The organism is Ectobacillus panaciterrae DSM 19096 (assembly GCF_000430785.1).
Lineage (GTDB): Bacteria > Bacillota > Bacilli > Bacillales > Bacillaceae_G > Ectobacillus > Ectobacillus panaciterrae.
Genome location: NZ_KE387254.1, coordinates 53,157 through 66,750, shown reverse-complemented (window position 1 = coordinate 66,750; position 13,594 = coordinate 53,157). Strand labels below are relative to the sequence as shown.

At 40.3% G+C, this 13,594-nt stretch carries 10 protein-coding genes and 1 pseudogene; 1 reads left to right on the top strand and 10 read right to left on the bottom strand.

Features of this window, described 5'->3' with window-relative positions; genetic code table 11:
* Window positions 1–391 precede the first annotated feature (391 nt).
* The 3 genes from rnr to secG all read right to left on the bottom strand — a co-directional run bounded on the left by rnr (window position 392) and on the right by secG (window position 4,313).
* Window positions 392–2,770 carry a ribonuclease R gene (gene rnr / locus H540_RS0127990; RefSeq protein WP_028403390.1) on the bottom strand — a complete coding sequence of 793 codons (2,379 nt, stop codon included), beginning with the start codon at window positions 2,768–2,770 and terminating at the stop codon, window positions 392–394.
* Between the two features lie 111 nt (window positions 2,771–2,881).
* The gene (locus H540_RS0127985; protein ID WP_028403389.1) at window positions 2,882–3,622 is read right to left on the bottom strand and encodes an alpha/beta hydrolase; all 741 of its coding nucleotides are present in this window, start codon (window positions 3,620–3,622) and stop codon (window positions 2,882–2,884) included.
* A gap of 457 nt (window positions 3,623–4,079) precedes the next feature.
* Window positions 4,080–4,313 (bottom strand): preprotein translocase subunit SecG, encoded by a 234-nt coding sequence (gene secG, locus H540_RS0127980; RefSeq protein WP_028403388.1) that lies wholly within the window; start codon window positions 4,311–4,313, stop codon window positions 4,080–4,082.
* A gap of 352 nt (window positions 4,314–4,665) precedes the next feature.
* On the opposite strand from secG, the gene H540_RS0127975 reads away from it, so the two are divergent.
* Window positions 4,666–6,132 (top strand): ArnT family glycosyltransferase, encoded by a 1,467-nt coding sequence (locus H540_RS0127975; RefSeq protein ID WP_028403387.1) that lies wholly within the window; start codon window positions 4,666–4,668, stop codon window positions 6,130–6,132.
* Window positions 6,133–6,399: 267 nt separating this feature from the next.
* Here the strand turns inward: H540_RS0127975 and H540_RS0127970 are convergent, their stop codons facing one another.
* The 7 genes and pseudogenes from H540_RS0127970 to H540_RS0127940 all read right to left on the bottom strand — a co-directional run.
* Entirely contained in the window at window positions 6,400–7,164 is a 765-nt protein-coding gene (locus H540_RS0127970) for an ABC transporter ATP-binding protein (protein ID WP_028403386.1), read from the bottom strand.
* Window positions 7,161–8,129: an ABC transporter ATP-binding protein gene (locus H540_RS0127965; RefSeq protein WP_028403385.1), complete on the bottom strand. Its 969-nt coding sequence runs from the start codon at window positions 8,127–8,129 to the stop codon at window positions 7,161–7,163. The genes H540_RS0127970 and H540_RS0127965 overlap by 4 nt, the downstream gene beginning before the upstream one ends.
* A 5-nt stretch (window positions 8,130–8,134) precedes the next feature.
* Window positions 8,135–8,947, bottom strand: a complete 813-nt coding sequence (nikC, locus tag H540_RS0127960; RefSeq protein ID WP_034672122.1) for a nickel transporter permease — start codon at window positions 8,945–8,947, stop codon at window positions 8,135–8,137.
* Window positions 8,944–9,888 (bottom strand): nickel ABC transporter permease, encoded by a 945-nt coding sequence (gene nikB / locus H540_RS0127955; RefSeq protein WP_034672120.1) that lies wholly within the window; start codon window positions 9,886–9,888, stop codon window positions 8,944–8,946. Before nikB ends, nikC begins: the two co-directional genes overlap by 4 nt.
* Window positions 9,885–11,423: a nickel ABC transporter substrate-binding protein gene (gene nikA, locus H540_RS0127950; RefSeq protein WP_028403382.1), complete on the bottom strand. Its 1,539-nt coding sequence runs from the start codon at window positions 11,421–11,423 to the stop codon at window positions 9,885–9,887. Before nikA ends, nikB begins: the two co-directional genes overlap by 4 nt.
* 551 nt (window positions 11,424–11,974) lie before the next feature.
* Window positions 11,975–13,270: a phosphopyruvate hydratase gene (gene eno / locus H540_RS0127945; RefSeq protein WP_028403381.1), complete on the bottom strand. Its 1,296-nt coding sequence runs from the start codon at window positions 13,268–13,270 to the stop codon at window positions 11,975–11,977.
* A gap of 15 nt (window positions 13,271–13,285) precedes the next feature.
* Window positions 13,286–13,558, bottom strand: a pseudogene (locus H540_RS0127940) (2,3-bisphosphoglycerate-independent phosphoglycerate mutase); the annotation flags it as partial.
* Between the last annotated feature and the right edge of the window lie 36 nt (window positions 13,559–13,594).

The following is a 13,594-nucleotide window of genomic DNA, read 5'->3' as shown; positions in this document are numbered from 1 at the left end:
TACCGTTATGTTGCAGATGATACGCCTTTGCGTGACGCAAACAATCATTCCATACTTTGGCGGACTCGCGGTTGCAGTCAAACAATCGCTGCAGATTTATCTTTGAGGTTTGGAAATAGACTCGTTTCGCTCGAATCATAGATTCACCCCCTGTATATTCCTCATTTTACCACAAACGAAACATACGTTCTATACATTTGCAAAATTTTTACATGTTGGACAATAGAGATGGAACGTGCCTATCTCTTGTGCGAAGGCGATTCATCCCCCACTTACCGTTACACACCATTCACACGCTTGAAGTGGGGGTATTCTCGCTTAATTTATGATAAAAAAATCCATGGTTAAAACAAAAAGAAGGAGGACGCGCTGCGTCCTCCTTCTTTTTGTTTTATCGCTTTTTCTTCTTTTTGCGTTTAGCGGCAGGTGCGTTCTCAAAGAAACTTTTCTTTTTCTTGCCTTCTTTATACGGCCCTCTGCCCCTTCGGCTTTGTTCCTTCTCGCCTTCTCCGTTTCCGCGCTTGCGGCGGCTTTGTTCCTTATCCCCTTCTCCATTTCCGCGCTTGCGGCGTCCTCCGCCCGGCTGATCAATTACCATTGAACGCGGCTTGCGGTCACGCTTCGGACTGCCCTTCATTCCTACTACTTCAAAGTCAATAGAGCGTTCGTCCTTGTTGACGTTGACGACGCGTATGGTAATTTCATCCCCAATACGGAATACGTTACCCGTACGTTCGCCGATCATCGCAAAATGCTGCTCGTCATAGCGGTAATAGTCATCTGTTAAGTAGCTGACATGTACAAGACCTTCAATCGTATTCGGCAGCTCTACAAACAGACCGAAGTTTGTGACGGAGCTAATAATCCCGTCATACTCTTCTCCGATTTTATCCAGCATGTATTCTGCTTTTTTCAGTTCATCCGTCTCGCGTTCTGCTTCTACGGCACGGCGTTCCATATTGGAGGAATGCTCCGCGATTTCCGGAAGCTTTTCGTTCCATACATCTTGTGTTTTCGAATCTATTTTGCCTTCAATGAGATACGTGCGAATTAAACGATGCACAATCGTGTCAGGATAACGGCGGATCGGCGATGTAAAGTGCGTGTAAAATTCGGTGGATAGCCCGAAGTGTCCTAAGCTCTTCTCATCGTAACGCGCCTGCTTCATGGAGCGAAGCATTACAGTGGAAATTACCATTTCTTCCGGCTGTCCCTGCACCATCTCCAGTACTTGCTGGAGCGCTCGCGGATGAATGTCATTCGCTTTTCCTTTTACTACGTAGCCAAAGTTTGTAATGAACTGGAAGAAGCGCTCCAGCTTATCTTCCTTCGGATCTTCATGGACACGATACATGAAAGGTACGTTGAGCCAGTGAAAGTGCTCTGCAACTGTTTCATTCGCCGCAAGCATGAATTCCTCAATGAGCTTTTCTGCTGTAGAACGCTCACGCAGCACGATGTCTGTCGGATGCCCCTCTTTGTCTACCAGTACCTTCGCTTCTTTAAAATCAAAGTCGATGGCACCGCGCTTCATACGCTTTTCGCGCAGGATTGAGGCAAGCTCCGCCATGTCCTTGAACATCGGCACAAGCGGCTCGTAACGCTCAAGCAGCTCTTGGTCTTCATCCTCTAAAATCCGATTCACGTCAGAGTACGTCATGCGCTCTGTCGTTTTGATAACACTTTGGAAAATTTCGTGCTTCACAACCTCACCGTTGCTGTTGATTTCCATATCACAAGAAAGGGTAAGGCGGTTCACCTTCGGATTCAATGAACAAATTCCATTAGATAGACGATGCGGGATCATCGGGATTACGCGGTCTACAAGATAAATACTTGTCGCGCGCTCTGCCGCTTCGCGGTCGATCGGCGATCCTTCTTTTACATAATGACTGACGTCTGCGATATGTACGCCTAACTTATAGTTTCCGTTTGGAAGCTTTGTCACGGTAACGGCGTCATCCAAATCCTTCGCGTCTGCGCCGTCGATTGTAACAATCATCTCTCCGCGCAAATCGCGGCGGTCCTTCAAGTCTGCTTCATCAATCTCATCCGGCACATTGTTTGCTTGTTCCAATACATCAGCCGGGAACATTTGCGGCAGACCGTGCTTATGAATGACAGATAAAATATCGACACCCGGATCATTTTTATGACCGAGAATTTGAATAACTTCACCCTCTGCACTCAAGCGGTTTTCCGGATAGCCCGTAATGTGCACAACGACCTTATGTCCTTCCACCGCACCCTTGGATGCATTTTTTGGAATAAAGATATCGCCGATGATGCGCTTATCATCCGGAATAACAAACCCGAAGTTCTTGGACTCTGTGTACGTTCCTACGACCTCTTTCGTACCGCGCTCTACAATGCGGACGACCGTACCCTCTCTGCGGTTGCCGCTTGATTCTGAACTGATGCGCACCAATACTATATCTCCATGCATCGCCCCGTTCAGTTCGTTTGGCGGCAAGAAAATGTCATCCATCCCCGGTTCATCCGTCGCAACAAACGCAAAGCCCCGCGCATGTCCAGTCATCTTCCCGCGTATCAAGTTCATTTTCTCCGGCAAGCCGTAGCGGTTGCTGCGTGTACGGACGATAAGCCCCTTCTCTTCCATTAAAATAAGGGCTTTGACGAAGTCTTTAAAATCCGCCGCTTCCACAATGTCGAACGCCTCTTCCAACTCCTGTACAGTCAATGGCTTATATACTTCCTCTTTCATGAAAGCAAGCAGCCTGTCCATGTGCTGTTGAATAGCTTGTTCCAAATATATTCCTCCTTTTTCAAACACTCATATTATGTAGTTTTGCCTAAAAGCTCGATATGTATAAATACTGTATCCGATGCCGGAAGCGAATAAAAAAGATGCAACTGAATCTTACCAATCCAGTTGCTCTAAGAAATTGAATACATCCTCGTGCAATTCATCTTTTTGCTTGTCCAATGTAATGACGTGTGTGGAATCTTCGTACCACTTGATATGCTTCATGCTGGACTCGACACCGTTGTAAATGATGTTCGCGCTGTCTGTATTGATCATTTCATCATGCCGTGCTTGAACAACGAATGTCGGCGCATAAATCATGTCGATATTGTTGCGTACGTCACGAATGAGGTTTTGAAGCGCATGAAGCGTGTTCATCGGGGTTTGTCTGAATGCTTGCATCTCCTGCTCGATTTTCTCTTGTGATTTGCCCTCATAGCGCTTATATTCTCTTGCATACGCTAAAACTCCTTTGTACATCGTTTCTTCACTCTTGATATACATCGGCGCGCACATCGGTACTACTCCGAGAACGGGTACTGTATAAGCAAGCTTCAAAGAAAATACGCCGCCCAGCGACAAACCAACTGCGGCAATTTTCTCATAGCCTAGTTCCTTCAAATGGTTGTAAGCAGCCATTACATCCTTCCACCAGTCTTCAGGACCTGTATGAACAAGCTGCTCCGGCGGTACGCCATGGCCTTTATAAATCGGCGCGTGGGATGTGTACCCTCTTTTCTCTAAATACCGTCCGAGCTGGCGGACATCAGCGGAATGACCTGTAAAACCGTGCAATAAAAGCACCGCGCGTTCTCCCGCCTCAAATGTGAATGGTTTTGGGGCTGACAATTTCATTCTTTTTCTCCTCTTTCTATATGTTGTAACTCTCCTCGTCGATACTCTTAGTGTATCATAGTCGCTCGGAATTAACCTAACGAGATGACCAAGAAAAGCGGAGACGGCTCGTTCAGGTTCTTATATAAGTGAATTATAATTTCGACATTCCCATGTGCTATGTGCAACCAAAAGGGAGTATGGTATGCTTCTTCTCTCTGGTTTACCTTTGCATGAACCACTACAAAGGTTTGACCGCTTCTGCGCGTCGCCGGATGATCTCTCCCCACTATAAAAAGACGGTTTTTTATTCACTTGTATATAGGTGAAACGTTTACCGGCGGAGCTAGACACCAAGAAAAGCGCAGCCCGCTCGTTCAGGTGCAGAACCTAAGGTTCTTACCCCTGCCCTATTTTATGCTTCCTTATTAAACAAAAAAAGACTCATCTGCACGGATGAATCTTTTCTTGCATTATATTATAACTTAACGTAAGTAACCGCGATTGCCAATACGAAGAACAATACTGCAAACACAACGGTTAAACGCTGCAATACCGCTTCAAAGCCGCGTGCTTTTTGTTTGCCGAACAACTGCTCTGCTCCCCCGGAAATCGCTCCGGAAAGACCTGCGCTTTTACTGGATTGTAACAGAACAAGAATCACTAACCCAATGGATACAATGATTAATAAGGCCGATAGAAACGTGTACACGTGATGAACCTCCTTATACCTACACTTTCAATTATTTTAAATGTAACATAAAGAAAGACGGGCTACAAGTAACATACAAAAAAGACCTTTTCAGTGCCCTCAATGCACACACGGCCTGTTTTTATGATAAAAAAATTACTTCTTTAAGCTGTGAAGATGCATACATCTAAAATTGTTACATTTTAGCAATCTAAACCTTTGTGAAATTTAAGAGCAATTTAATTACTTTCAAAGTAAATGGGTACCTTAGAGGTAAAAGAATTATTAGCTTTGCTTGGGCAAATGCTGCATGTTTTGCGCGTTTAGCCCTAAGTTACAAAGTATGTAAATCTGCAGGAACAAGGAGTCGCTTATGTACCGTTCATATCGTAAATTTAAATTTATTTACATTTTTATGATGCTAACTTTGCTGGCTGTGTCTCTTTTCAACGTCTTTTATAATTTAGGGAAATTTCCCATTTCCAGCTGGGATGAGGCGAGGCACGGGGTAAGTGCCTATGAAATGTTAAAAAAGGGAACCTTTGTTGTAAGTACATACAGAAATAAAATTGATTATTGGAATTTAAAACCTCCGCTTAGTTTTTGGGCTAACATGGCTAGCTACAAAATTGTGGGATTCAATGCACTGGGACTGAGACTGTTCTCAGCAATTTGTGCAATGCTAACTATTATCATGATAGCTATTTTCGTAAACAAAAGACACGGAAAGCTTGCTTCCCTATTATCGACATTGACATTGGCGACGTGCACACAATTTTTAATAAATCACAGTGCAAGAACAGGAGATGCAGATTCTCTTTTTGTTTTTTTATTTACAGCGGCCATTCTGTCCCTGTTACTTTGTGAGCAAAATAATAAATGGCTATATTTTTCGGGACTTGCGTTAGCTTTGGCCTTTTTAACCAAAAGCTGGCACGCAGTCAATATAGCAATCATTATAGGATTGTATCTTATTTTTACCGGCAAATATAAACGGCTCTCTCACAAAAACTGGATTTTATTATGTTCGTGCATCGTTTTGCCGATTCTTGTTTGGGGAGTCATTAGATACCAATATGACGGCATAGAATTTTTTAAAAATATGATTATGTATGACCTGCTGTATAGGTCATCCGCCTCTATAGAAGGGCACATAGGGGGTAAGCTTTACTACGTTCAAATATTATGTAAATTTTTCCTTTTTTGGCTCATCATCTTATTCGGATTGATCCTAGTATACTTAAATAAAAATTTTTCGTTTGAAATTTTCAAATCCGAGAAAAAGGCCTACATGATAGGCATATGTTTATGGATTATTATTCCTTTCATCCTATTTACTTTTTCTAAAACTAAAATAAGATGGTATATTTTGCCTATTTATCCTGCGTTATCGATCATGATTGGTGCCCTTGCAAGTAAATTTCTGCGGAATGGAACATTGCTAACAAGAGTCGTCCTTTTATTTTCCATTCTTTTTGCTTCTATATATTACGAATGGAAGATTCAAGCTTATTTAAATAACCCGATCCCTAATTTACAACTAAGCTTGCTTCAAAAAATACAGGGAATGGAAGGAATAAAAGGATATAGCTTATTTATGTACTATCCCTCAAGCTGCGCGGTATGGCCGCAAAATACGGTTCTAACAGCAGAGTTATATGGCAATTTACACGTGGAAAACGGGGATTTGAACACCTTTTTAAGGACGGATAAGGCATTGCTTTTAGTACAGAAAGAACTGTATACTGAACAATTAATAAAATCGAATCAGTTAAACGTCATTACCTCCAATAAATGGGGTTATATTGTTCGCAAAGGGAAACGGATGAAAGATAGTTAGGAAGACTGGTGTAACTCCCCCACTTACTCGTTAACACTCCTTGAAGTGGGGGCTTGTCATGTATATAAATGCAACTAAAAAATCGACATAAAAACTTTTCTTTTAGGTGGGAGAGAGCATCCAACTAAGCGTAGAAACGGTCAAACCCTTTTCGTGGTCCATGCAGGAGTAGACCATAGAGAGGGAGCAAGCGCAGTTTCCCTTTTGTTCTACGTGGCAAACGACAGATATGTCGGAATAACAAAGCGGACTTATATAGTAACGCTCCTAAGAAATTGAAATTAATTGTTTTGTATAGCTATGACGGCTTTCTTCAAGCATTTCTGATGCCGGAAATGAATCGAGTAATTCCCCGTCTTTTAATACAAGTACATAATCACTAATAAAACGAACACAAATCATGTCATGTGAAATAAATAAAATGGATAAACCAAGCGTTTCTTTTAGTTCCTTTAACAAATTTAGAATTTGTGCTTGTACTGATACATCTAAGCTAGCTGTTGGCTCATCACAAATGAGTAGGCTTGGTTCTAAACTAATGCTTCGCGCAATTGCAAGCCTTTGCTTTTGTCCTCCACTTAATTCATGAGGATAACGCTGTAATAGATCTGTTGACAAACCAACCATTGTTAGCAATTTTTCCGCCGTTTGCTTTTTTGAGTGACGAACATCTTTTAAAAAAGAAGGGCTATACAATGGAAAATTATTTAATGGTTCCATTAATGATTGGAAAACCGTTAGCTTCGGGTTAAATGACGATGACGGATCCTGAAGGACGACTTGAATATGTCTTCGTAATAAACGGCGTTCACGTGCTTTGGCTTTAAAAAGAGAACGGCCGTTTATTTGGACGTCACCTGTGTCCGGATAATCTAATAAAAGTAATAAGCGCGCTAATGTTGTTTTTCCGCTGCCGCTTGCACCGATTAATCCAACGCATTCTCCTCGTTCAATGTTAAAGGATATGTTTTGTAAAATCGGCTGATTTTTAAATGCTTTTGATACATTCTCTACTTTTAAAACTTCACTCATACAAACACCGTCTTTTTCTTTTTTTGTTCTTTTACAACGTGGCAATACACATCATGATTTTCATCAATTGTCCGCTTTTTTAAGTCTTCAGTCATACAAGAATCAACAGCATGAGAACAGCGAAGTGAAAATGGACAGCCTGTTTCACTTCGCTTACCAGGTTCTCCTGGAACGGTTTCAAGGTATGAAGGAACTTCCTCAATTGGTGGCTTTGCCTGCATGAGCAGTTTGGTATATGGATGGGATGCGTGAACAAAAATGCGGTCTGTTTCGCCTTGTTCCATCAGCTGCCCGCCATACATGACGGCCACTTTATCGGCAAAATGCTCAATAGACCCAAGATCATGTGTAATATATATAATAGCGCAATCTGTTTCTTTTTTTAATGTAAGAAGTAACTGTTGCACGTGCTTGGTAGTCATTGGATCAAGTGCTGTTGTGATTTCATCAGCGATAATAAGCGAAGGTTTTAATAACATAGCCTGTGCAATCGCAATACGCTGCCTTTGCCCGCCGCTTAATTGAAATGAGTAAGACCGAAATGTTTTATTAGGATTAAGCTGTACATTCAGTAAAGCATCCATGACTTTTTGTTTTATTTCTTTTTTAGACCAAGTTGTATGAACTCTAGCCATTTCCATCATTTGAGAACCTACTGTCCGAAATGGAGAGAGGCTTCCCGTATAGTCTTGAAAAATAAAGGCCATTTCTTTGCCGCGCAGCTTGCGTTTTTCTCTTTGAGATAGGTCACTTAATTTTTGGCCCCTAAATAAAATATGGCCATCAGCAATAAAAAGCTGCTTTGGTAATAAATCAAAAATGGAAAAAGCTGTGACACTTTTTCCACTTCCACTTTCACCAATAATGGCCATGATTTCGCCTTCATTTATTTTTAAATCGAGCCCTTTGACAATTGATTTACCTGATTGATGGTTAATTGTAACATTGTTTAATGACAAAACCATAGTTTTTACTCCTTTACATCTAATGAATCTCGTAAACTATCACCAATTAAATTAAAGCTTAAAACCGTTAGTGCAATCATGACACCAGGGTAAAACATTAATTCAGGGTGAAGTTGAAAATAGGCCCGGCTTTCATTCAGCATTGCTCCCCATTCTGGCATAGGAGGCTGTGCACCTAGACCGAGAAAAGATAAAGCTGAAATCATTAAAATAATCTTGCCAATATCAAGTGCTCCCATTACTGTAATCGTTGGAATGATGTGTCGAATTAAATGTCGAGTCATGATAGTGAAACTCGTACTACCAGCAGTTATTGCATACTGAATATAGTCTTTTTCTTTTTCAGCAATAACAATACTCCGCGTCATACGAGCGTACGTAAACCACTTGGAGCAAACAATAGCAATAGCGATATTAGGTAGACTAGGACCTAGGAACCCAGCAAAGGCAACAGCGATTAAGAAGTCTGGAATCGTCATGAATCCATCTGCGATTCGCATAAAGAAAGCGTCCCACTTTCCGCCAAGGTAACTTGAAAATAACCCGATTGCTACACCGATTAACATTGCTATAAATATTACAATGAACGTAATTTCTAATGTTGCCTTTGCTCCTTCAATTAAACGTGAGAACGTACATCTGCCAAGATGGTCTGTTCCGAGTGGATAGTCCGTACTGGGTGGTTGAAATCGATTACCCATATTAACCTCAAGCGGATTATTTTGAACAATCAATGGACCTGCTAATAAGATGATGAGTAAAAATAAAAGAATACTACATCCGAAAATCATAAGTGGATCACGCCGCATTTTTTTCATTTTGTTGACCTCCCAGCTAGTCGAACCTTGGGATCTACGATAGCGTAAAGAAGATCGACACATAAATTAATAGACATAACGAAAAAGCCGGTAAGTAAAATAAATCCTTGAATCACAGGATAATCTCTCTTCATAATTGAATCAACAATAAATTGACCTAACCCTGGCCATGAAAAAATCGTCTCTACCACGACTGTTCCGCCAAGCAACAAGCCAAAACTCATTCCAAACATAGTTAAAACAGGTAACAATGCAGGCGGGAGTGCGTAACAAAAGAAAATAAGATAGGGCGGAATCCCTCGAGCATGAGCTCCTCGTATATATTCTTGTTGCAAACTGTCTAGTAAACTAGCTCGCAATAATCGAGCATACACAGCTGACATTCCAAATCCAAGTGTTAAGGATGGGAGAAGGAAGTGAAGTACACTTCCATTTCCCAGGGCAGGCAAAATGCGTAGTTTCATTGAAAAGAAATAGATCAATAACAGTGCAACTAAAAAGTTTGGAATTGACGCACCAACAAATGCAATGATTCTTGAAAGATGATCAAAAAATCGCTGATGATTCAGTGCAGCAAGCCCGCCTAATACAAACGCAAATAGAAGCGTAAGTCCAAGGCTACTAAGAGCAAGAGAAATGGTTGGACCAAATCGTGATGAAAGTTCGTATACAACTGACTCATTTGAAATATAGGAAGTACCAAAGTCAAGCTTTGTGACATTGCCTAACCACGTAATATACTGTTTCCATACAGGATCGTTAAAACCTAATTTTTCCCGCAACTGTTCTTGCTCTCCTGAAGTTGCAACTACCTCATCTACTTTTAGAATGAATCGAACTGGATCACCAGGCGCTAATTTCATTAAAGAAAAGGTCACTACGGATAAAATAAATAAGACAAGGACCATTTGGAGAAGTCGTGATGCAATAAAACGTATCATTTTTCCTTAATATCCACTTTATTTGTTAATAAATAAAACTCTGCCTGTCCAGGTTTGAAATTTTCAACCTTTTTGTTGATCCCAACAATTAAATGTGGATGAATGATAAAGGATTGTGGGACTTCTTTTTCAATGATTGAAACAGCTTTTTTCGTAATTTCATTACGTTTATTTTGTTCACTCGTACGATTAAGTTCTGAAATTGTATCGTTTAAAGATGGAATGTTAACACCGCCAGGATTTAATGCACCATCTGCTAAATAAGCGATATTTAAAAAGTATCCTGCATCTCCGCGAGGAGCCGTTAAATTACTATATGTTGCTAAATCCCAATCCGATTTTTCAAATAGATAAGAATCGATGTTGTCTGTTGTTTGAATATCGATTTTAATTCCTACTTTTGCTGCTTCTGATTGAAGAAGTTGAGAAATTAATGGTAATTGTGGCCGGCTTTGAAAAGTCATCATTTTTACGGATAATGGCTTTCCATCCTTTTCAAGTTGTTTATTTGCATTCATTTTATATCCTGCTTCTTCTAATAATGCTTTTGCTTTTTGTAGATCTTGTTTTACAACTGTTTTTTCACTTCCAAAAGGTAGATTAGAAGAAAATGGGCTACTTGTAGGTGTAGCATGGCCACTCATAATCTCATCAGCTGCTTCTTGACGATTAATCAGTAAATCAAAGGCTTTTCGCACTTTTACATCTTGAAATACAGGTTTATGCATATTGTATAAGATATAGTCAGAGCGCAGACTTTCAATTGATTCAATGTTAATCTCATCTTTTGGTATCGTTGATAAACTTTCAGTAGGAAGGTTATACGCAATATCTGTATCCATGGACTGAAGTGCCATAGCACGTACATTACCATCTGCATTAAATTTAAATGTAACGCTGTTAAGCGGAGAAGCACCGTCCCAATAATCTTTAAAAGGTTTCAATTCAATTTCAACATCTGGTTTAAAGCTATCAACAGTAAATGGACCAGTTCCAACAGGAGCTTTGTTGAATTTTGTAGCACCCATTTCATTAAATGCTTTTGCATCTATAATCGATGTACTAGGATTAATTAGTTCTGATGGTAATGATGGAAACGGCTCTTTCGTTTTTATTGTTAATATTTGACCATCAGCGCTCATTTCTTTTATTTTTAATGAATTTTCAAGTTTGGGGCTATGTTTGATAGCTAATTCTAATGATTGTTTTACGGCTTCAGCTGTTAGCTTATCACCATTATGGAATGTTACACCATCTCGAACATCAAATGTCCAAGTTGCATCATCAACTTGCTTCCAACTTGTTGCAAGCAATGGTTTCATCTCCAAATTTTCATCCATTTTAATTAATGTTTCCGTAATTCCAGCAAGAGATGTTGTCCAATCATTAACTGGATCTAATGTTGAAGAAGGAAAACTAAATAAAATATTTAAGTGTTTTTCCTTTATGGAATCGCTTTTTGTTGATGAATTATTTGAGCATGCTGATATTGCCAGCATTAAAGCGATTAAAAATACAATGTAAAGTTTTTTCAATTTACCCTCTCCTTCTTATAAAATAGTTCTATGTAACTATTTTAATTGGTTATAAATAGTAAATGATAATGAGTACTATTTTCGTCGATAATCTTACCTTTTTCTTTTAGATTTGTAAACTAACCGTAAGAAGTTTTATATACTATTTTCGGTTCTGGTGCAAAAACTTCAAGACAATTGCAAGTAATCTCTAAATCTTGGACATACTGATACTATTACTCTCAAAAAGGAGCATGATCAGTATGGAAAACCAAAATTTGTTCAAATGGAAACATGATCAGCCTGATATTATTTTGCTAATGTACCCTTGATTTTTATCTATATAAATACAATTTATAAGTTCGACATGGATTTTGTCCATGTCGAAAATTCATTTAACAAGTCAGTTATGCGCATATAAAAAACCTCCTATAATGTGGAATTATCACACATAAATAGGAGGTTAAACAATAATTAGCGTACGACTAAATTCATGTTTTTGTATCACTCGATTCAAGCCATAAGAACTTGCTTTGTACGACTAAGTTCAAAGGCTCAATCACTTAAAGAAATTACTTCTTTAAGTTATAGAAAGATTTTAAACCGTCGTAAACAGCTAGATCGCCTAGCTCGTCTTCGATACGAAGCAATTGGTTGTACTTCGCGATACGGTCTGTACGGCTCATAGAACCAGTTTTGATTTGACCAGCGTTTGTCGCAACAGCGATGTCAGCGATTGTCGCATCTTCAGTTTCACCGGAACGGTGAGAAACTACTGCTGTGTAGCCAGCGCGTTTTGCCATTTCGATAGCTTCGAATGTTTCAGTTAAAGTACCGATTTGGTTCACTTTAATTAGGATAGAGTTAGCGATGCCTTTTTCAATACCTTCAGCAAGCTTCTTCGTGTTTGTAACGAATAAATCGTCACCTACTAATTGTACTTTTTTGCCGATGCGGTCAGTTAATAATTTGTGACCTTCCCAGTCATTTTCATCCAAGCCATCTTCGATAGAGAGGATTGGGAATTCATTAACTAGCTCTTCGTAGAAATCAACCATTTCTGCAGAAGTCAAACCAGTGCGGCCTTCGCCTGCAAGGTCGTACTTGCCAGTTTCTTTGTTGTAGAACTCAGAAGACGCAACGTCCATACCTAGTAAGATGTCTTTTCCTGGCTCGTAGCCGGCCTTTTTAATTGCTTCCATGATTACTTCTAACGCTTCACGGTTAGAACCAAGGTTTGGAGCGAATCCGCCTTCGTCACCTACAGCAGTGTTTAAGCCTTTGCTGTGTAATACATCCTTTAATGCATGGAATACTTCAGCACCCATACGAATTGCTTCCTTGAATGTAGGAGCGCCTACAGGAAGGATCATGAATTCTTGGAAGTCCACGTTGTTGTCAGCGTGAGAGCCGCCGTTGATGATGTTCATCATTGGAGTCGGCAATTGCTTCGCATTGAACCCGCCAAGGTAACGGTATAATGGAAGACCAACAAAGTCAGCTGCTGCATGAGCTACTGCCATAGATACGCCAAGGATTGCGTTCGCACCTAATTTGCCTTTGTTTTCAGTGCCATCTAATGCGATCATTACTGCATCGATGCCTGCTTGGTCTGTTACGTCCATGTCTATGATTGCTTCAGCAATGATTTCGTTTACGTTGTCTACTGCTTTTTGTACGCCTTTTCCAAGGTAACGGGATTTGTCGCCGTCGCGAAGCTCTACTGCTTCATATTCACCAGTAGATGCACCGCTTGGTACGATTGCGCGTCCGAATGCACCGGACTCAGTATATACTTCTACCTCTACCGTCGGGTTACCGCGGGAGTCTAACACTTCACGAGCATAAACATCAAGAATAGCTGGCATTAAAATCTCTCCTTTTTATTCAGTAATTAATGTGTTGCCTGTCATTTCTTTCGGTTGTTCAATTCCTAATAAAGTAAGCATAGTTGGTGCAAGGTCTCCTAAGATACCGTCTTCACGCAATACAACATCTTCCTTTGTAACAATGCAAGGAACCGGGTTAGTCGTGTGAGCTGTCATTGGCTGACCGGCCGGCGTTAATTCTTCATCCGCGTTGCCGTGGTCTGCTGTGATAATAGCTGTTCCGCCTTTGGCAAGAAGGGCGTCCACTACTTTTCCTAAGCATTCGTCTTTATTCAGTAATTAATGTGTTGCCTGTCATTTCTT